Below are 20,004 nucleotides of genomic sequence, written 5' to 3' on the forward strand. Positions count from 1 at the left end.
TGAAAATGAATGTATTATGGAATTATTTAAGGGACAAAGCCTCTTAGAGTTTACTGAACGCTTTAAAACAGACTTAGATTGCGAAGAATATCTAGCTTCTTTAAAGTGGGAAGATGGATATTGCTGTCGCAAATTACGAGGTATATATTCTTGGGTTTCAGAGTTTAATATAGACCACTATTTAGCTGAGTATAGTTTTAGAATTAATCTCACAGAGCAAAGAGACTATCTTTAACAAATTAATGAAAAGAATTGTAGAGGGTTCTCCCGTTTCCCAAAGTCAATTAGTATGTAGCTAAAAAGACACCTCAATTTTAAAATATTCAGATGGTAAAGATTTATTATTTTATTTCAGCGTGTTTATTGTTGTTTTCTTGCAATAATAACAATACCCAAGTGTCATCTTCTAATGATACTACAGATACTATTTCCTCTATCAAAAGAGATACCATAGTAGATAAGGATACAATTACACCAATTCAAGCTCCTAAAGAAGAAACTGATGAAGCTACAAAAATGATTTTAGAATTTTATGATAAGTACATCAGACAGCAAGATAAAATGCCTTGTCTTGATAACAGGGAGTTCTGCGAAGAAGAATTAAGGGAAATAGAAAGGGAGTTTCTATCAAGTAAATTAATACGGAAAGTAAATTCAGATGAATTAAGTGCAGATCCTATTGTAAAAGCCCAAGATATCTTCATAGAATGGTTGGACTCTATTAAGGTAAAGAAGATAAATTCAAAAAGATATAATGTGTATCTTTTTGACTTTTATTTTAATAGATATGATAGCGTACAATTAAAAGTAGCTAAGAAGAAGGATAAGTATATTATTGATGATATTATATTTTAAAATATTCAGATGGTAAAGATTTATTATTTTATTTCAGCGTGTTTATTGTTATTTTCTTGTAACAATAACAACACCCAAGTGTCATCTTCTGATGATATTAGAGATACTATTGCCTCTATCAAAAGAGATACCATAGTAGAAAAAGATACAATTGCACCAATTCAAGTGCCTAAAGAAGAAACTGATGAAGCTACAAAAATGATTTTGGAATTTTATGATAAGTACATCAGGCAGCAAGATAAAATACCGTGCTCTGATTTATATGAAGAAGAGAAAAAATGTGAAGATGAATTGATAAGAATTAAGAAAAGATATTTATCAAATAAATTAATAAAAAAAATAGAGCCCTCTGAAGATATAGATATGGATCTTATTGTAAATGCCCAAGATATTTTCATAGAATGGTTGGACTCTATTAAGGTAAAGAAGATAAATTCAAAAAGATATAATGTGTATCTTAACAGATATGATAGCATACAATTAAAAGTTGCTAAAAAGAAAGGCAGGTACATCATTGATGACATTATATTTTAAAATATTCAGATGGTAAAGATTTATTATTTTATTTCAGTGTATTTATTGTTGTTTGCTTGTAACAATAACAACACCCAAGAAAACAACTATATTGAAAATGATACAGATACCATTGAGGAAGCAGATTATGTACAAGAAATAACCGATAAGAGGATTACAAGGGAAATAAAGGATAAGAATTATGTTATCTTTGTGGAACCAACCTTATTTTACCTTGATAGCCTAAAGAATGTATCAAAAGATGATGATTTCTATACAACGGTAGACGATGCTACTTTTTATATGACAATGGCAAGCGATCTTGCATTAGAAAAAAGAATAGATACAATAAACATAAAAATAGGCGAAATCCTAAAAATAGGGAAAAAAATAATTCAGGTATCCAAAGACAATCCTTGGACATTGATTTTATACAAACAGGGCGGAAAGACAAAAGAGTTATATCCTATAGAAATACAAATAGATGATAAAATTATTAACATTTTTTTCAATGAATAAGTCCGTATATCCTAACACAAATAAAACTTATAGTCAAGTCTCAAAGCCGCCTTTATGATGGTATTGCCTTATGGGTCCATTTGTGTTTTCATTCAAACCTCGCTCCCAAGAACTACATAGATAAGAGAATTAAAGAAATTGAGGTGTCAAAATAATTTCATATATTTGCGCTCTGAAAAAAATATTTAATCCACGAAGGATTTTCGTATGAATTTAGATTAGATTAGTTTATGAAAAAAATACTTTTTATATTTACAATTTTATTGTTTAATTGTCATAATGCACAAAATACAGGGGAAATGAAAATACAACAAATACCCTTGGAAAAACAGATCACTTATATGATTGATTTAACATTAAAGACCCCCCACGAGCTTTATATCAATGATATATTGGCAGTGAGTCGCTCACGAGGTTCAAACGCCGCCATAGATATAAATCCTTATGTATTAAAAAATGGGAAATACAAGATAAAGTTAAGGCTATTGCCTTATTGGCATTTGAATGAAACTACAGTATCTAAATCAGATATAGAGAATGCAAGACTTTTTTTTGGCAGCTACATCAGAAATAAAGAGACCGATGAGATACTAAATTACAAAGCAGATGTAGCCCTTCCTATTGTAGCCCCTAAGGAGGATGTACCTTATTTTGAGCAAGAGTGGGATGTAGAGCTTACAGAATTGCCTTATGAGTTAGAAGGTTGGAGCAAAGGTCAAGACCTTCGTAAATGGGACAAAAAAGAATTGGAGAAAAAAGTAGTAGCATTTCATCAAAAGATCAGAAAGATACTTAATGACGGGAATTCAGAAGAGTGGATGAAACTGATTCAAAAAAGATTTGATGAAGTTTGTATTTTTGATTATCTTTCAGAAAAACGAATAGAAAAAGATTTAGAGGAAATAAAGGAAGATGTAGAAGAATATAGTAAAGGAACAATGATACCCTTGGAGGATTATGAGTTAAAACTTTATGCAGAGGGGAAGTTAGTAACCTTAGAACGAAAAACACATACCCGAGAGTTTAATAATTATTCACCATTAGACATTAAAGGATGGAGTCCTTTAATAAGTAAAGGAACAACTTATGGAGCAGCTCCCTACCCTATTTTATTATATTTACCCCAAGGTAGTGATGAATTTGTAATTATACGTAGGTAAAAATATTTAACTTATGAAAAAAGTATATTTATTAGCTATAATTATTTTAACATTTTTAAATTGTAAAGAAAGAATAAAAATGGAAAAAATAGCAAATTTATATAAAGAAGTTAAATATCATGAGCAAGCTATTAGTTATCAAGCAGAGTATTTTATAGAAGGTTGTAATTTTGAAATACTAATTAATGGCTTCCCTATTGAGAGATATTATGGATTGGGAAATGGTGCCTTAAGCGCAAGTGTCCCCATAAATACAGAAATTTTAAAGAGTGGTTTACAATCTTGGAAAATTAGAATTTTTCCTATACACATCAATGGAATTCCACAAAAAATGATAGAAGGAGGGGCAAGAGTCCAATTAAAAATACAAGCTATTCGTTTTAAAGATAATGGAGATATTGAAAAGATTTCTACACCTGTGATAGATTTCGAAGTTCCACTAAAAAAAGAAAAAGAAACAGGAAAAAATATATTTGTAGATATGGGAAAACCTTATGTAGAATATTGTGGAACATTTCAGGCTAATGTCCCATATCAATTAAAAGGATGGCAAGATGGAGAAAAATTTGATTTATCTGATAGCTTAAATCTAAAAAAAGAAGTTCTAAACAAGTTTAATGAACTTAGAAATATGATTATCAATAAAGAAGAAAATAAGTTTGAAGAGAGTATTTTATATAAAGAAAAAGAAGTAGCTCAAGCTTTATTTATGACAGAAAAAGAAAGTAAGGATATTGCAAAATTTTATACAGCTGCATTTGATGGAACTCTACAGAATTTTAATATGACTTCAATTGATAATGAAGAGTTGGTTTATTATTGTGAAGATAGAGTAGTCACATTATTATTTACAGCAATGAAATGTCCTCGTTGTAAAGGAGAGCCTGTACTAGTAGGAAGATATGAAGAGGAAAATAGAAAAAAAGTAAGAATTTTCCCTATATATTTATATCGCCCAAAAGGTAAAAAAGAATTAGAAGTTATAAGATAAATGAAAGGCACTTACTACAAAACTCCCATAGACTTCAAGGCACTGATAGAGAAGCGCGACCTTGCTAAGACCATGTTAGAGACCTCTGTTGATCAGTAACTCTTCCTATTAGCCACAACAGCTTGGGGAGAGTGCAGGTTGATGAATTTACCATAGGAGGAAAAGAGGAAGGAAAACAAGGTAGAAGCTATGAGATATATATTCTTGGGTATCAGAATTTAACATAGACCGATATTTAGCGGAATACAGTTTTAGAATTAATCGCTCACAAAATAAAGATACTATCTTTAACAAATTAATGAAAAGAGTTGTAGAGCATTCTCCCGTTTCCCAAAGTCAATTAGTATGTAGCTAAATAGACACCTCAATAAAATATTTTTTCCTTCAATATGCATCCTACTGACAAACAAAAATACATAGATGATCTACAGAAGTACGAGGAAAGCAGAGGTATCCTAACGATAGTCTTCTCCATGGTGATACTCATCATTTTTATAGTTATTTACAACACTACAACCGACAGAGGACTTACTCAAAAGCTCTATAATGCTTCTGTTCCTCTGATTGTTTTTATATTGTTGCTGTTTTATCTTGTCTTTGTCTATCAAAAACGGAGGAACCGAAAGTTACGGACACTTATAGGACAGATGAGCGAAGAAGATTTTCAATTTTTCTTACAAGTTCAATCTTCTACCTCTTACAAATATACCCCAGCATTTGTACTTTGTTGTGATCACTTTTATTTATTTTCAGCTTTTAGGATCAAGGATATAGCCCCTAAAGAAATAACAGAAATACGTTGGCATTATACAAAGAGAGGAACCAAAATGGTAGATATCGAATCTGCCTATACCATTACTATCGAGATGTCGGAGCATATATACACCCATTTTATAAGCCAAATCCGAAAGTACAACCCTCATACTCATATAGAAGTTTAAAATTATGAATAACAATATTAAAAAAATAATTTTTCTTATTCCTATCTCTCTGCTGGCAGGAATTACCTTAGCTGCCCTATACCTCTTCCTTGTTAGAAAGTTTACCAGTAGTTATGATAGGGATATAGCTATGCTCCTTTTCCCTATTCCTTTTTTATTAGGAGTATGGATATTTAGTTCCTTTGCTTATAATCAAAAGATAATAGGTGTCCTTGCCATAATCTGTACCATCGTTTTCTTTAAGTTTATGATGGGTATTTTGGGAGTTACTTTCTCTAGAGTGTATGAAAGAATGACACTCCCCAAGATCTATAAAAGTTATTATTTCTCTTCAGACTATAAAATATTACACATAGAAGGAGCCAAACACCTTGTGAGACTTCCCGAAGATATTCATCACTTTGCAAAAGGCATCTACCTCAACCCTCAAAACGAGCTGGTTGTCTATGATAAATCAATATCTTTTGATCGCAATGAACCATCTGTTATCAACTATATGAAGAAATACAATTCCTTGGGAGAGTGTATGCAAGAGAGTGACACGATAGGAGTACAGCAAGGCATCCCTAATATTTTTGATAGAAATTCACAATATCTTCTCAAAAAAGAAACTCTTGAGCGCAAGGATATTAAACCTATGTATGTAGAAAGCTATAAAGCTAAAGGAGACAAATATGAAACTATCTTGTATTTTGAGGTAAAAACTCACCTCTATATCTTTCGATTAAAAACTAAATTCTCTTATATCAAAAATCAAGAAGAACTTTCAAAAATTCCTACAACTTATTATAAAAGCAACTCTGAAACGATAGAATCTTTTGATTCAATTAGTCTATATACCAATAAGCACCTACACTACCAATTACTGAAAATAAAAGATGATTTCTATATGGTAAAATAATGATACTATACACACGAAGGCCTAAAAAATGGAGAGAATTTTGTGTGTCTTCCCTATGGTGATGCAAGAAGACCTTTCGCAGGTGCGTATTGTGGAGATTTACCGAGACGAAGCAGCCTACCAAGCACACTTACAGACGCCTCATTTCTTGGAGTATAAGAGCAGTACGCTTAAAATGGTAAAATCGCTTAAGCTGATAGAAATGGATGCCCTCGACCCCGAGGCAATGACTTATATCTTCAAAAAACAGTGAGCGAATGAGCACATTTGTTAGTTGGCTGATTATTTACTACTTTTGCACTTGATAATCTTCTGACTTATGAGAAAACTTATTTATCTGATCTTATCTCTTGTAGCTGTCCCAGTTTTCGCCCAAGAAGAACAATGGGTACGCAGTAGTAGCTTAGGATTCAAGGGAGGTATAAACTTTGCCAACTTATCCGTTAGAGGAGATGGCGAATATAATCCTACCCAAAGGCCTTATGCTGGTTTCGTATATACAGATTATGTTTATAATTTCCTTGCAGCCAAGTTTGAACTTACCTATTCAGGACAGGGGGGCAAATACGAATATGCTGAAAAGAATATAGATGCGGTCTATTCGATTCCTTACCTATCATTGGGTTATGTGATGAGTTTTCGTTTCCTCTCTGCCACACGCTTAGACTGTGGAGGTTCCCTTGACTTTGTTTTAAGCAAAGACCGCCATATTCCTGATCAACAGATGATAGACCTAACAGGCTTTATGGGGCTAGAACTGCGAATTACAGAGCAACTTTCTTTGGAAGGACGTATCAAGGGAGGTTTTTGGAGTGTTACCAAGGCCAATACCAATGAATATCCTTTCCGATATGATCCTAAAAATGTAGTGTATCAAGTAGGAATTGTATATTACTTCAATACGGATGTGTGGCGAGATAAATAAAGCTCCAAAGCAAGGACAGAACACAAAGGCACCTCTTTCTGTAATCATAGTAACCCATAAAATATCATAGGTATTACCTCTTATGTCCCAAAAAATCAGCGTATTCAACAAGCTATTAGCTCATTATGGTAGGCAATATTGGTGGAATAACCCCAATCGCATAACCGACTGGGTGTCCATGATCCTCATTCAGCAAACCACTCAAGAGAATACCGAAAAAGCCCTTGCTAACTTAGAGGGTAAGCTCACGGTAGAGGCTTTGCACACTATGGAGCTGGCCACTTTGCAAGAATATATACGTCCGGCAGGCTTCTACAAGCAGAAGAGTACTTATATCAAAGCCCTGATCGCATGGTATAGGTCACATGGGGCTTCTCTGGAAAAGTTTAAAGCCATACCTACTGAGGAGCTTCGCCAAGAACTGCTCTCTATCAAAGGCGTAGGCGAAGAAACTGCCGATGCTATGCTGCTCTACATCTTTAAGCGCAATGTATTTATAGCCGACCAGTATGCTATACGACTTTTGAACCGCCTGAATCTCTCTTCAGCACAGACTTATAAAGCCTTACGCGAAGAGTGTATGCCTTTAGTAGCTGATATTCCCTTAGAGACTTGTCAGGAATGGCACGCAGTGATTGATATGCATGGCAAGGCCTACCGCAAAGGGGATACCGACGAATCGTGGCTACTGGAATAATCAAACAAATAGCTCATTAACACACAACACCTTGACAAACATCTTCACTTTTCTAAAGGAAGAAGCACCCTTCTTCCTGCATCTCACTACTGAACACCTCTTGCTCTCGCTCTTGGCCATTGTCATAGCGACGCTTATAGGGGTGGTATTGGGTGTTTTTATAAGCGAGTATCGCAAGTATGCCGCTTGGCTCTTGGCAGCGGTCAATGTGCTCTATACGATTCCCTCCATAGCCTTGTTGGGTTTCTTTATCACCATTACAGGGGTGGGTAACCTCACGGCTCTTATAGCCCTGATACTCTACGCCTTGCTGCCTATTATCCGTAGTACTTATACGGGTATTACCCAGATTAACCCACTTATTATCGAGGCTGCCGAGGCCATGGGTAGCACCCGCTGGCAGTTGCTCTGGCGGATAAAACTCCCCTTAGCTCTCCCTGTACTCATGTCGGGAGTTCGTAATATGGTTACCATGACCATTGCACTGGCAGGTATAGCTTCGTTTGTAGGGGCAGGTGGCTTGGGCGTGGCTATCTATCGCGGTATCACAACCAACAATAGTACAATGACTTTGCTAGGTAGTGTACTGATTGCCTTCTTGGCTTTGGGTTTTGATTTTCTCTTGGCAAAAATAGAAAAACGCCTGACCAACAGGGAAGTAGCCTCGAAGCGCAACCCGCTAAAGCTGGTAGGAATGGGGGTATTGGCACTGCTTATCACTCTCTTCTTTGTGCTTTCTCCTAAAAGGACAAAGGATATACACATCGCGACCAAGCCAATGACCGAAAGCTACCTATTGGGGCAAATGCTTGCCTTGCTTATCGAGCAAGACACAGGGCTTTCGGTACGCCTGACCAATGGGGTAGGAGGCGGTACCTCCAACATTCACCCTGCAATGCTCCGTGGAGGCTTTGATATGTATCCCGAATACACCGCTACTGCGTGGGAGGCGGTGCTCAAGCGCAAAGAGCCTTACCGCGAAGATAAGTTTGCTGCCTTAGAAGAAGCCTACAAAAAGCAATATGGCTTGCAGTGGGTAAACTTATATGGGTTTAACAATACTTATGGCTTGGCCGTAAGCAAAGAGATAGCCCAGCGGTACCAGCTCAAAACTTTTTCCGATTTGGCAAAGGTGAGTGACCAGCTTATTTTTGGAGCTGAATACGACTTCTTTGAGCGTGAAGACGGCTACAAACAACTGCAAAAGACCTATAATATACACTTTAGAAAGGTGATAGATATGGACATCGGGCTCAAATACCAAGCTATGCACGACAAAAAGATTGATGCAATGGTAGTATTCACCACCGACGGGCAGCTTTCTGTAAGCGAAGTGGTAGTACTCCAAGATGACCACAATCTGTATCCCTCCTACAAGGCAGGAACTGTGGTACGTAGCGAGGTGCTGACAACTTATCCTGCCCTGCGCATTACCTTGGCAAAGTTCAACGATCTGATAGACGATGCCACCATGGCGCACCTTAATTTCTTGGTAGAAGCCCAAAGGAAACGACCAGAAGAAGTTGCCAAGGAGTTTCTATTACAAAAAGGACTTTTACACTCACAACCATGATTACATTTTCCCATATATACAAAAGCTATAATGGCAAAGAGTTGATCTCCGACTTCAACTTAACCATTGAAAGCGGCACTTTTCTCACCATCATAGGTACTTCAGGTTCGGGAAAAACCACCCTGCTGAAGATGATTAACGGACTTATTTTGCCCGATAAGGGTGAAATACATATTGACGGCAGGAATATTCTGGCGGAAGACCTCATTGAGCTGCGTCGCAATATAGGCTATGTCATTCAGGGGAATATCCTTTTTCCTCACCTCACTGTTGCCGAGAATATAGCTTATGTACTCCACCTAAAAAGCTATTCCAAGGCCGATATAGAGCGCATTGTAACAGGAAAACTACAACAGGTAAATCTCAACCCAGAACTCGCTAACCGATTTCCGCATCAGCTTTCAGGCGGACAGCAACAGCGGGTAGGTATTGCCCGTGCCTTAGCGGCCAATCCTGATATCGTATTGATGGACGAGCCTTTTGGGTCATTAGACAGTATTACCCGTAAGCAGCTACAGCGCGAACTCAAAGCCTTACATCTGCTTTCAGGCGCCACTCTCGTATTCGTTACCCACGATATAGCCGAAGCTCTTACCCTCGGCACCAAAGTATTAGTTTTAGACAAAGGTACCATTCAGCAATATGATACCCCAGAGATGATTAAACAACACCCTGCCAATGAGTTTGTAAAGCAATTAGTCAATTAATATACAATATATGAAAGCTATCGTTATTTACAAAGCAGGCGATGCTCACCAATTACAAATAGAAGAACGTCCTATTCCAGTTCTAAAAGAGGGTTGGAATAGGCAGGAGGTAAATTGACAAATTGACTCATTGGCAATTTGACAAATTATTCTTACCTTTGCAAAAAATAATGTACCTCATGTCATTACAACAAATTCTCTTAGAAAACACCCAAAAAGCCATAGCCGAGCACTATGGCCAACACATAGAAAATATAGAAATCCAGCTTACTCGTAAGGAGTTTGAGGGGGATTATACCCTTGTGCTCTTTCCTTTGCTAAAGCTCATCAAGGCCAAACCCGAACAGATAGGGGAGGTGTTGGGTAGCTATCTTACTGAACATGTAGCGGAGGTTACCGCTTACAATGTGGTCAAAGGCTTTCTAAACCTGAGTATTGCCGATAACTACTTCCTGTCTTTCTTCGGTGAAATAGCCGCCCAAGAGCGCTATGGTACTACCCCTGTTACGAGCGAATCGCCTGCGATGATTGTCGAATATTCTTCACCGAATACCAACAAGCCTCTACACTTGGGACATATCCGTAACAACCTCTTAGGCTTTGCAATGGCTAAGATCTTGGAGGGTACCGGTAAGCGTGTGTATAAAACCCAGATTATCAACGACCGAGGTATTCACATCTGTAAGTCTATGGTAGCTTGGCAACGCTTTGGCAAGGGAGAAACCCCAGAGAGTACAGGCATGAAAGGAGATAAGCTCGTGGGTAAGTATTATGTACTTTTTGAAAAAGAATTAAAAAAACAGACAGAAATTATCCGTAATGAATTTTATAAATCTAATTTTTCTTTAGATAAAACAAAAAAAGAGGTTAGATTGAAAGAAATGATAGAAGAACTTAGAGAGCTAGAAATAATATTAAAAGAAGAAAGGAATAATTTAGTATCTCAAAATATAGATATAGAAGGAATAGATAAAATAGATAAAGAATTAGGGAATATCTTTAGGAAGGCAGTAGAGGTAGAGAATGAACATTATATAAATAAGCCTTTATTAGATTTTAAAAAGAAACAAACAGAAGAGTTTCTTAAATCAAAAAAATTTAAGGAAGTAGAAAGATATATAAAGCCATTAGTTACTGTTCAAGATAAAATAGCTAATATATTGTTAGAAATCAATAAAATAGCACGTGAAAACACTCCTATTATGCATCAAGCACAGCAGATGCTCCGCCTATGGGAACAGGGTGATGCGGATACCTTGGCACTTTGGAAACAGATGAACCAATGGGTGTATGACGGCTTTGAGGTCACTTACCGCAACTTAGGGGTGAGCTTTGATCGCAACTATTACGAAAGTGAAACCTACCTCTTGGGCAAGGATATTGTACAACGTGGACTGGAGCAGGGTGTATTCTATCGCAAGGAAGATGGCTCCGTATGGATAGACCTTACAGCGGACGGCTTGGACGAAAAGCTCGTACTCCGTTCCGATGGCACTTCGGTATATATCACCCAAGACTTTGGTACGGCAATCAAGCGTATAGAAGAAGACTTTCCTAAGGTAGAGGGCATGATCTATACCGTGGGCAACGAACAGGATTACCACTTCAAGGTGCTTTTCCTTATCTTACAGAAACTTGGCTTTGCTTGGGCTAAAAACCTCTATCATCTAAGCTATGGTATGGTAGAGCTGCCCAATGGAAAAATGAAGAGTCGTGAGGGTACCGTGGTAGATGCTGATGACCTTATGGAGGAAATGGTACAAGTAGCCGAGGAACTCTCCCAGGAGCTGGGCAAGCTCGACGGGTATGACCAACAGCAGAAACAACAGCTCTATAGAGTGATAGGCTTAGGTGCCCTTAAGTACTATATACTCAAGGTAGATCCTAAGAAGAAAATCGCTTTCAACCCACAAGAGTCTATTGACTTCCAGGGAAATACAGGGCCTTTTATCCAATATACCTATGCTCGTATTCAGTCTATATTGCGCAAGGCAGGCGAGTTGCCAGCTCTACCTACCACAGGAGAATTGCACGCCAAGGAAAGAGAGCTTATCAAGCAACTATCTCTTTTTGCCAGTGTAGTACAACAAGCAGCAGATACTTATAGCCCAGCCCTTATTGCCAATTATGTATATGAATTGGTTAAGGAATTCAACTCTTTCTACCAGAATGTGTCCATACTTGGAGAAGAAGACCCTATAAAGCGTGCCCTAAGAATCCATCTCTCCCGCAAGGTAGGGGAAGTCATCGCCACTGGTTTTGACCTATTGGGAATAGAAGTGCCCGAAAGAATGTAAGTATTAAGAGGTTAATATAAACAAATAAGCTATGTCCCCTTGGGGATATAGCTTATTCAATTATGAAAAAATAAAACTATGAATGCTTAGAAACGGAAACCTAAGCGAACACCAGCGTTAGGTTCTACAGCCCAGAATCTTTTATTAACCTCAGAACTGAAGTTACGTCCAAGATTTGCATAAGGAGCCACTACGAACTTGCTGTTGAACACCCAAGTGTATCCTACACCTACCCCAATGATGAAGGCAGCCATATCAGTCTCTTCTTTATATGTTGACTTTACATTGTTTTCCTCTTTTGTTTTTTCTTCAGTGTATTTCCCAAAACGAGTTTTTAAGAAAGGATTAATGTAGAAACCTACTGCATCAGAAGAGTCAAAGTAGTAATTGTACCCTACCTTGATACTGGTAGCAGAGAATTTACCATCCCCTTTAGGCCAATAAGAGAATTTGTCTAAGAACATAAGCTCCCCTTCTACGGATTGGTTGTCATCTAAGTAATACTCGTATCCTAACTCTATGGAAGGACGTACTATTACATTGAGAATGTTGAGTTTAACCTCATTTTTGTAAGTCTGTGCAAAAGCGCCAAAAGATACTAAGGCTATTGCTATACTTAAGATCATTTTTTTCATATCGTAATCTTTTTTATATTATGGGGGCAAAAGTACTAATTTTTTAATTAATAAGCAAAATTATAAGCGGAAAATACAACCTACTGAAATCATAGTCTCAAAAAAGAAGAAATCATGATGGGCTCTATCGCTTTTGCTCATAGTGGTACGCACATCGTACATATTGAGGTAACCTCCACGGAGTTCGCCCACGATCATAAAGTGCTTAAGGAGGAACATATGTAAGCCTGCCTTAGCATGCATACCCACACCCGCTACATGGAACTCATCATAACGTTCGCGATTGAGAATCTTAGTGTTTGTTCTGGGATATACCACCCCGAACCCAGCTCCTTCGGTAAGGTTCACTTGGAATATATCAGTGTTGCGGATTCCAAATAGGGAAGAAATATCATCTACACGGGCACCTTCTACCAGTACATAGTTGAGTCCATCAGTATGCTCAAAGGTAAGGAAGTCTTCGGTAAGTTTCTTACTCTCATTATGATAGACCTTGTCATGGGAGGTGCCTGCACTTACATAACCCTCTATGGGAACAGTTTGGTCTTGTACCATCACATATTTCATATGATCTACTCCAGCCGAGAGCGTCCATTTGTCTGCTAAATAGTACCCCAAGCGGAAGTTGGTCTGAGGGATAGTCATTCTAAGCGGGTTGATATAGTCAATATGCCAACCTTTGGGCTTATCCACCGCCTCTACATCGGAGAGGGTGAAGTTGTAATCATTGCCTCGGAAGGTAATATCGGAGTTAGTATAATACCCGCGGTTTCCTCCCCAGAAGACGAAGATTTTCCCTTTGTTATGTTGGGTATAGTCCTGAGCATAAGAGGCTATCCCACAGAAAAGGGCTACAAAAAGCAATACTTTTTTCATGTGTAAAATTTATAAAATCGGGGTGCAAAATTACTATTTTTTATAATAGTACAAAATATAAAACAAAAAAAAGTGTAACGCCAATTCCACCCCCAAGTGAAATTTTTTAGCTTGCCTTTTGGTAGAACAAATCTTTAGGTTTTTTAAAGTTTAATACTTTTCTTGGTCTATCATTAATTTTATATTGATATGTCTTTATATCTTGATCTGTAACATCTTTAAAATCAGTTTCTTTAGGTATATATTGCCTTACAAGACCATTGGTATGCTCACTAAGTCCACGCTCACAAGAACAATAAGGATGAGCAAAGAAAAATTGTAAATCTAATTTCTTTTCAACTCTCTTAAAATCTGAGAACTCTGTTCCATTATCACAGGTTATAGTCTTAACACAGTTCTTATAAGGTAGCATCATATTTATAAGCTGCCAAGTTTCCAAAAGCAAACTTTCGTACTGAGACAACAGCTTTTTATCCTCACCCAATCCTCCCGCAAGAATGATAGCACACTCTATACGGCTGGCATTTTTATGGGTAATAGCATCATTTAGATAAGCTTTGAGCAAGTCTATAAGGGTAGCACCTTCAAGCAGTGGTTCTATATAATAAGGCAGGTCATACGTTCTTTAAAAATATATCTGATTTCTCATCAGAAGTTATTGCCTGAACTTCTCTACTTCGTCTTCAGTACAGTCAAAAAAGCCAACAGCTTCTTTGCCTTTTTCATCTATATAATTTTCTTGTATTACATAGGTTATAACTCCTGTAGTGAGGTCTTTTACAGCGAATATCCAAGCTGCTCTATCTTCTAATCCGTTGTAAACAAGTATCTTGAAGTTTTTCAGCTGAAGTATATCAGTAGCGTATTTCTCTATTTGTGCAGGTAATGGTTCCATGCCCTTAACCTCTATTTCCATTTTTGTTTTTCGGTTATACACTACATTATCCTTTATACAGGTTACCAGTAGATAGTTTTTAGCTTTTTCTTGATCTTCTTTTTCATTTTTTGAAGTGCTTTTTACCAAGAATATTTTCTTATCTGAGACTTTATATATGTAATAGTCGGCTGTATCATTGTGTAACTTTTCGTTTCTGTGTTTACAATCACCACTTTGTTCAAATTTTAAGGCGTTTAAGCGCACATACGAAGGGGCAATAGGCTCAAACGTACCTGTTATAGAGGGGAAACAGTCGTTGCCACAAGGGGCAAAGTAATATGAGGTATACTGATTTTTGTTGTTCTTTCCAAAAACAGTATTATACCCAAAACTTTCATATTTCCTTTGTGTAAGCACAAATAAGTTGTGATCTTCCACTTTGAAGTTAATCAACAGAGAGTTGGTTATCCATTCGCCTTCTAAGGGATTTTGAGCATACATAGAAGGCACGCATAGTAACAAGAATATTGCGATATGTTTCATAATCATTTATTTAGTCTTTAGTTGTTATAGAGTGATGAGAGACTCCACTGGCGTATTTCCTATAACTCGTGCATTAATCATTAATTTAACGTGAGTTCGATATAACGAAAGCTCCCACAGATTTTCACGGATTTCACAGATTTTCTATGTTTGTGTAATTGTGCAGTTGCGATTTACACAGATTTTTATAAGGCCAAAGGCCTTATTTATCCGTGGAAATTAAAGAGTTATCATAGTTGTTGTGTTATTTTCTCTGTGAAAATCCGTGGAATCCGTGGGAGAAAAATATAATTTTGCTTATGTCGAACTCATGTTAATTTAAGTTTCACAAGTTGTTTTTTGCGTATAGGAGATCGTTCAGCTTCATCGGTTATGGCAGTTTGATAATACAGCCCGTTCCTATGTTGTTCCTTTCGAACCATCCTTGAGGTACTTCAAGAGCATAACGTACAGATTCCGATGAGTTCACACTTTCGCGACTGAAGGGTGTCATATTGCGTATTTCACGAATTTCGCCATTCGAGTTAATGAACGCAATTGAAAGAGGGGTAGGTGTATTTTTCATCCAAAAACTTAACTTTTCGTCTCTTTTAAAGATAAAAAGCATACCCGTCCCTTCGGGGATATGCTCACGCCCCATATAGCCTTTTGACAGCTCTCGTATGGAGCGAGCAAGCTCAACCCTTATGGGAATCGTCTTGCCGTCAAGATTTGTAATGCTCAAGTCCTTCTCTTCAAACTCAAGGGCGAGAGCTGAACAGGCGCTAAGAACAAGGTAGCATGATAGGATAACTCCCATCAGCAATAGCTTGGCAGATGTGAATATTTTCTTTTTCATAGGCTTCTAAAATTAAATGTTCAAGTTTCGCAAGCTCTTTCGGAGCTTGATTTAGTGAAAAAAGGTAGAAAAAAGTAGTATATTATTTGGTAAAGTCACTGATAATCAGTAACTTTTTGGTACTAAAAAACAAAATCCATACTAATATACTACCGAACAAAGGTACGAAAAATTTATCAGAACTAAAAAACTTTTTTACTACAAATGAAAAGGCTTTTTTTCCTGTTTACAATATACTAGTTAATAATGAAAATAATATCTGAAAATAAGCAACTTATGAAATGGATTAATTTGAATCCCTTATCTAAAGTGGCTTAGAACAATTTGCAAAACTTAAATAAAGTAGTATTAATTTTGTCCGCTACACTGAAAAATGTGTATCTTTGCAGCCAGTTAAGCCTATAACTGAAAGAGGAAAAAGTGAGAAAGTTATTAAATAATTTCTGGGTATTTGTGGCACGTATGGTGCTGCGCAATCGTTATGTATTCTTAGGGGTATTCTTAGGAATCACAGTGCTTTTGGCCATGCAATGGAAGTATATCCGCATGACTTATTCCGAGGCCAATATGCTCCCTAAGGATAGCCCTATTAGCAAGGAGTATGATAAGTTCTTAAGCATATTCGGCGAGGAGGGCAACCTGATCGTCATAGGAGTAGAAGCTGATAAGATTACCAAGGCAGGTGGTTTTAACCGCTGGAATATGCTGGCCAGAGATTTGCAAAAGTTCCCACAGGTGGAGGGGGTACTCTCTCTCAATACCATTAAAGAGTTGTGCAAGGATACAATTCATGAGCGCTTCGCAACGCGTAACTTCTTTCCTGAGGAGGTGGCTACTCAAGGGGAATTGGACAGCCTTTTCCCTAAATTGTTTAACCAAACGCCTGTATATGAGGGACTGCTGTATAACAAGGATCATACGACCCTGCGTATGGCTGTTTCCTTGCGCAAGGATATTGTCAACACTGCTATACGTAAGGATTTTATCCTCAAGGATCTAAAACCGCTGATAGAGCAATGCCAGACCGACTTAGGAGTGCCTATACATGTATCGGGCATGCCTTATATACGTACACTTAGCACCGAGATTATCACTGGGGAAATAGGCTTTTTTATTGTCGGAGCGCTCCTGGCTACCTGCTTGGTGTTGCTCTTTTTCTTCCGTTCGTTCAGGGCTATGCTTATTTCCATCTGTACCGTACTTATTGGGGTGATGTGGGCTTTTGGTTTCTTAGGGCTTTTCCGTTATGAGATTACCATACTCACGGCGGTGATTCCGCCACTGGTCATTGTCATAGGGGTACCCAACTGTGTGTTCCTTATCAACCGTTACCAACAGGAAATACAAAAACATGGTTACAAGGCCATGGCACTCCAGCGGGTCATTACCAAGGTGGGCAATGTTACTCTACTGACCAACTTGACTACTGCGGCGGGCTTTGCCACCTTTATCATCACCGAGAGTAGTATTCTCAAGGAGTTTGGGATTGTCTCCTCAATCAGTATTATGTGCTTATATGTGATTTCTCTCTGTTTGATTCCTATCATATATAGCTTTATGTCTTCTCCTAAGCCGCGCCACCTCAAGCACTTGAGCAAGCAGTGGATAGGAGGACTCTTGGAGGGGATTGAGCGTATTGTTAAGAAACATCGCTTTGCTACCTTCTCGATAGCAGTAGCCCTTTTGGTAGCCAGTATTATAGGAATTTACCGAATCCATATCTCAGGAAGTGTCATAGAGGATATGCCTAAGGGGGAGAAGTTCTATGACGATATCCTCTACTTTGAAAAGAAGTTTGGCGGGATTATGCCTTTGGAAATTACCATCAATACAGGTAAGAAAAACGGAGTGATGCGCCCTGCTACTTTGCAGAGTATGGCAAAGCTAGAGGAATACTTGGCCGATATACCTGAAATATCCCAGCCTATCTCGGTGGTAAGGCTCGTGAAGTATGCCCGACAAGCTTTTTATAATGGCAAAGCGGAGTATTTTGACTTACCTACAGCCCAAGAGCGTGCTTTTGTGCTTTCTTATGTAAAAAATTCCGATGGAAAAGCCGATATGCTGCGCAGTATAGTGGATAGTACAGGGCAAATTGCTCGTATTACGGTCTTTATGAAAGATATAGGTACCGAAAAAATGCACCATATAGAGGAGGCTATCGCCAAACAAACCGATAAACTTTTCCCTACTGACCAATACAAGGTGCGTCTCACAGGCAAGGCCTATATGTTCACCAAAGGAACAGACTATTTGGTAGGCAATCTCATACAATCATTGCTACTGACTATAGCGATCATTGCAGTGATGATGTTCTATATGTTCCGTTCGTTCAAAATGGTAATTATCTCTCTGATACCCAACTTGTTGCCTTTGGCTATTACCGCAGCAGTGATGGGATACGCCGGTATACCGCTCAAGCCTTCCACTATATTGGTCTTTGGGATAGCCTTTGGTATTTCTATAGATGATACTATTCACTTCTTAGCCAAATATCGTCAGGAGCTGATGGTCAACCAGTGGAAGGTGAAGCGTTCGGTCTATGCAGCTTTGCGGGAGACGGGCATTAGTATGTTCTATACCTCGGTAGTGCTGCTCTTTGGCTTCTCTATCTTTACCTTATCCAGCTTTGGAGGGACTAAGGCCTTGGGAGGACTGATCTCTACCACCCTGTTCTTTGCTATGTGCAGCAACCTGATTCTGCTGCCTTCCTTGCTCATTGCCTTAGAGAAGAGTATCGCCAATAAGAAAACACTTATAGAACCTCATATAGATGTGCTAGGTGAAGACGAAGACCAAGAGGAAGAAGTGAAAAATGAAAGTAAAAATGAATAACTACATACGTCCATTATTAAAATATTTCCTACAAGGGGTCGTTATCATAGGCCCCTTGAGTACCACCATTTGGATTCTTTGGTCTATTTTCTATAGTGTAGATAACCTAATTCCGCATCTTTCGGAGCGTTTTCCAGGCTTGGTCTTTGTCATCATCTTGGTAGGCACGACCCTGATCGGCTATTTGGGAAGTCGCTTTTTAGTAGGCAAATTTGTCGTGGAGGGACTGAACTATATCTTGGAACACACCCCTGGAATCAAGTTTATTTACAAGACCATACGCGATGTAATAGGTTCCTTCGTAGGGGACAAACAGAAGTTTTCCCACCCTGTATGGGTACGGGTACAAGAGGCGCCTGAGCTATGGCGTATAGGTTTCTTGACCCAAGAAGATATGTCCTTTGCGACCTTTACGGATATGGTCAGTGTCTATCTGCCACACTCTTACGCTATATCGGGCTGGGTGATAGTGGTTCATAAGGATCAGATAAAACCCGCCGAAGGATTCTCTGCCAAGCAAGCCATGGAGTTTGCCGTAAGTGGAGGAACCGTAGGGGTAAGAAGTGAAAAGAGAGTGGTAAAAAGTGAAGAATCCTAATTTAGAACTCGAAATTAAAAACTCAAAACTATGAAAATTGGAATCATTGGAGCTATGGAGAGTGAGATACAGCTCCTTAGAGAATATTTGGGCAATCCAGCCCCCACTCATTTGCAACGTTATGCTTTCTATCAGGGGCAGATAGGCTCTCACCAAGTGGTAGTACTCCTCTCTGGTATTGGCAAGGTGAGTGCTGCCGTGGGTACAGCTTTGCTTATAGATCACTTTGCCCCTGACCTGGTGATTAACACAGGTACCGCAGGCGGACTGCAACACAGCAAGGTATTAGATATGGTATTGGCCACAGAGGTTGCCTATTACGATGTAGATGTAACCGCCTTTGGCTATGCCTTAGGCCAGCAAGCACAGATGCCCGAAAGCTATCTGCCATCGGAACAATGGTTTGACAAAGCCAAAGCGTCGGTAGCACGTTACACCAACCAACTCCATTGCGCTCCCATTGTCAGTGGGGATACTTTTATAAGCAAGCCCGAAACACGCCAATGGATAGAGGCTAATTTCCCCAAGGCAGTAGCCGTGGAAATGGAAGCGGCAGCCATAGCCCAAACCTGCTATCTGTTAGGTACCCCTTTTCTGATTCTTCGCGCCGTTTCGGACAATGCAGGCGAGGGAGATACGATTTCTTATGATACATTTGTCACTCAAGCTGCCTCCCTCTCAGCCAAGATGAATATTGACTTTATTGAAAACTTAATATAACCC

21 protein-coding genes and 2 pseudogenes are annotated in these 20,004 nt (G+C 38.4%); 18 read left to right on the forward strand and 5 right to left on the reverse strand.

From position 1 onward, the window contains the following. Window positions 1-16: 16 nt before the first annotated feature. The 15 genes and pseudogenes from HMPREF9331_RS13320 to argS form a co-directional block, all read left to right on the forward strand. A pseudogene (locus tag HMPREF9331_RS13320) lies at window positions 17-133 on the forward strand (IS1595 family transposase); the annotation flags it as partial. 194 nt (window positions 134-327) lie between these two features. Continuing rightward, entirely contained in the window at window positions 328-855 is a 528-nt protein-coding gene (locus HMPREF9331_RS06595) for a helix-turn-helix domain-containing protein (RefSeq protein ID WP_016420222.1), read from the forward strand. 9 nt (window positions 856-864) lie between these two features. Then, window positions 865-1,389 (forward strand): YqhG/Tai3 family protein, encoded by a 525-nt coding sequence (locus tag HMPREF9331_RS06600; protein WP_016420223.1) that lies wholly within the window; start codon window positions 865-867, stop codon window positions 1,387-1,389. A gap of 9 nt (window positions 1,390-1,398) precedes the next feature. Next, complete coding sequence (locus tag HMPREF9331_RS06605) at window positions 1,399-1,887, forward strand: hypothetical protein (protein ID WP_016420224.1); 489 nt, start codon at window positions 1,399-1,401, stop codon at window positions 1,885-1,887. Window positions 1,888-2,117: 230 nt separating this feature from the next. Next, window positions 2,118-3,047, forward strand: coding sequence for a hypothetical protein (locus HMPREF9331_RS06610; RefSeq protein ID WP_234945854.1), 930 nt, complete (start codon window positions 2,118-2,120; stop codon window positions 3,045-3,047). Between the two features lie 13 nt (window positions 3,048-3,060). Continuing rightward, window positions 3,061-4,038: a hypothetical protein gene (locus tag HMPREF9331_RS06615; protein WP_234945853.1), complete on the forward strand. Its 978-nt coding sequence runs from the start codon at window positions 3,061-3,063 to the stop codon at window positions 4,036-4,038. 196 nt (window positions 4,039-4,234) lie between these two features. Further along, window positions 4,235-4,393, forward strand: a pseudogene (locus HMPREF9331_RS12790) (IS1595 family transposase); the annotation flags it as partial. A 34-nt stretch (window positions 4,394-4,427) separates the two neighbouring features. Further along, window positions 4,428-4,979 (forward strand): hypothetical protein, encoded by a 552-nt coding sequence (locus tag HMPREF9331_RS06620; protein ID WP_016420228.1) that lies wholly within the window; start codon window positions 4,428-4,430, stop codon window positions 4,977-4,979. A 4-nt stretch (window positions 4,980-4,983) separates the two neighbouring features. Continuing rightward, window positions 4,984-5,880, forward strand: coding sequence for a hypothetical protein (locus HMPREF9331_RS06625; RefSeq protein WP_016420229.1), 897 nt, complete (start codon window positions 4,984-4,986; stop codon window positions 5,878-5,880). A gap of 28 nt (window positions 5,881-5,908) precedes the next feature. Beyond that, window positions 5,909-6,133, forward strand: coding sequence for a putative quinol monooxygenase (locus HMPREF9331_RS06630; protein ID WP_016420230.1), 225 nt, complete (start codon window positions 5,909-5,911; stop codon window positions 6,131-6,133). Window positions 6,134-6,199: 66 nt separating this feature from the next. Further along, window positions 6,200-6,805, forward strand: a complete 606-nt coding sequence (locus HMPREF9331_RS06635; protein WP_016420231.1) for a hypothetical protein — start codon at window positions 6,200-6,202, stop codon at window positions 6,803-6,805. Between the two features lie 82 nt (window positions 6,806-6,887). Beyond that, window positions 6,888-7,502, forward strand: coding sequence for an endonuclease III domain-containing protein (locus HMPREF9331_RS06640; RefSeq protein WP_016420232.1), 615 nt, complete (start codon window positions 6,888-6,890; stop codon window positions 7,500-7,502). Between the two features lie 31 nt (window positions 7,503-7,533). Beyond that, window positions 7,534-9,075: an ABC transporter permease/substrate-binding protein gene (locus HMPREF9331_RS06645; RefSeq protein ID WP_016420233.1), complete on the forward strand. Its 1,542-nt coding sequence runs from the start codon at window positions 7,534-7,536 to the stop codon at window positions 9,073-9,075. Next, on the forward strand, window positions 9,072-9,782 hold the full coding sequence (locus HMPREF9331_RS06650; RefSeq protein ID WP_016420234.1) for an ATP-binding cassette domain-containing protein: 711 nt from the start codon (window positions 9,072-9,074) through the stop codon (window positions 9,780-9,782). Before HMPREF9331_RS06645 ends, HMPREF9331_RS06650 begins: the two co-directional genes overlap by 4 nt. 179 nt (window positions 9,783-9,961) lie before the next feature. Continuing rightward, window positions 9,962-12,079: an arginine--tRNA ligase gene (gene argS / locus HMPREF9331_RS06655; RefSeq protein ID WP_016420236.1), complete on the forward strand. Its 2,118-nt coding sequence runs from the start codon at window positions 9,962-9,964 to the stop codon at window positions 12,077-12,079. An 86-nt stretch (window positions 12,080-12,165) separates the two neighbouring features. Here argS and HMPREF9331_RS06660 read toward each other — a convergent pair whose 3' ends face one another. From HMPREF9331_RS06660 to HMPREF9331_RS06680, 5 genes are all read right to left on the reverse strand, one after another. Beyond that, window positions 12,166-12,714 carry a DUF3575 domain-containing protein gene (locus HMPREF9331_RS06660; RefSeq protein WP_016420237.1) on the reverse strand — a complete coding sequence of 183 codons (549 nt, stop codon included), beginning with the start codon at window positions 12,712-12,714 and terminating at the stop codon, window positions 12,166-12,168. A gap of 60 nt (window positions 12,715-12,774) precedes the next feature. Beyond that, complete coding sequence (locus HMPREF9331_RS06665) at window positions 12,775-13,590, reverse strand: hypothetical protein (protein WP_016420238.1); 816 nt, start codon at window positions 13,588-13,590, stop codon at window positions 12,775-12,777. Between the two features lie 106 nt (window positions 13,591-13,696). Further along, entirely contained in the window at window positions 13,697-14,155 is a 459-nt protein-coding gene (locus tag HMPREF9331_RS12930; RefSeq protein WP_016420239.1) for an IS30 family transposase, read from the reverse strand. Window positions 14,156-14,245: 90 nt separating this feature from the next. Then, a complete protein-coding gene (locus tag HMPREF9331_RS06675; protein WP_232212001.1) occupies window positions 14,246-15,010 on the reverse strand; it encodes a hypothetical protein in 765 nt (254 codons plus the stop codon). A 370-nt stretch (window positions 15,011-15,380) separates the two neighbouring features. After that, window positions 15,381-15,848, reverse strand: a complete 468-nt coding sequence (locus HMPREF9331_RS06680; protein ID WP_016420240.1) for a DUF192 domain-containing protein — start codon at window positions 15,846-15,848, stop codon at window positions 15,381-15,383. Between the two features lie 462 nt (window positions 15,849-16,310). Between HMPREF9331_RS06680 and HMPREF9331_RS06685 the strand changes: the two genes are divergently transcribed. The 3 genes from HMPREF9331_RS06685 to HMPREF9331_RS06695 are packed head-to-tail and all read left to right on the forward strand — an operon-like array spanning window position 16,311 to window position 20,001. After that, window positions 16,311-18,683, forward strand: coding sequence for an efflux RND transporter permease subunit (locus tag HMPREF9331_RS06685; protein WP_016420241.1), 2,373 nt, complete (start codon window positions 16,311-16,313; stop codon window positions 18,681-18,683). Then, entirely contained in the window at window positions 18,676-19,281 is a 606-nt protein-coding gene (locus HMPREF9331_RS06690) for a DUF502 domain-containing protein (protein WP_016420242.1), read from the forward strand. The genes HMPREF9331_RS06685 and HMPREF9331_RS06690 overlap by 8 nt, the downstream gene beginning before the upstream one ends. 30 nt (window positions 19,282-19,311) lie before the next feature. After that, window positions 19,312-20,001, forward strand: coding sequence for a 5'-methylthioadenosine/adenosylhomocysteine nucleosidase (locus HMPREF9331_RS06695; RefSeq protein WP_009642404.1), 690 nt, complete (start codon window positions 19,312-19,314; stop codon window positions 19,999-20,001). The last annotated feature ends 3 nt before the right edge of the window (window positions 20,002-20,004 follow it).

Origin of the sequence: Capnocytophaga granulosa ATCC 51502 (genome assembly GCF_000411115.1) — a bacterium.
In the GTDB taxonomy this organism is placed as follows: domain Bacteria; phylum Bacteroidota; class Bacteroidia; order Flavobacteriales; family Flavobacteriaceae; genus Capnocytophaga; species Capnocytophaga granulosa.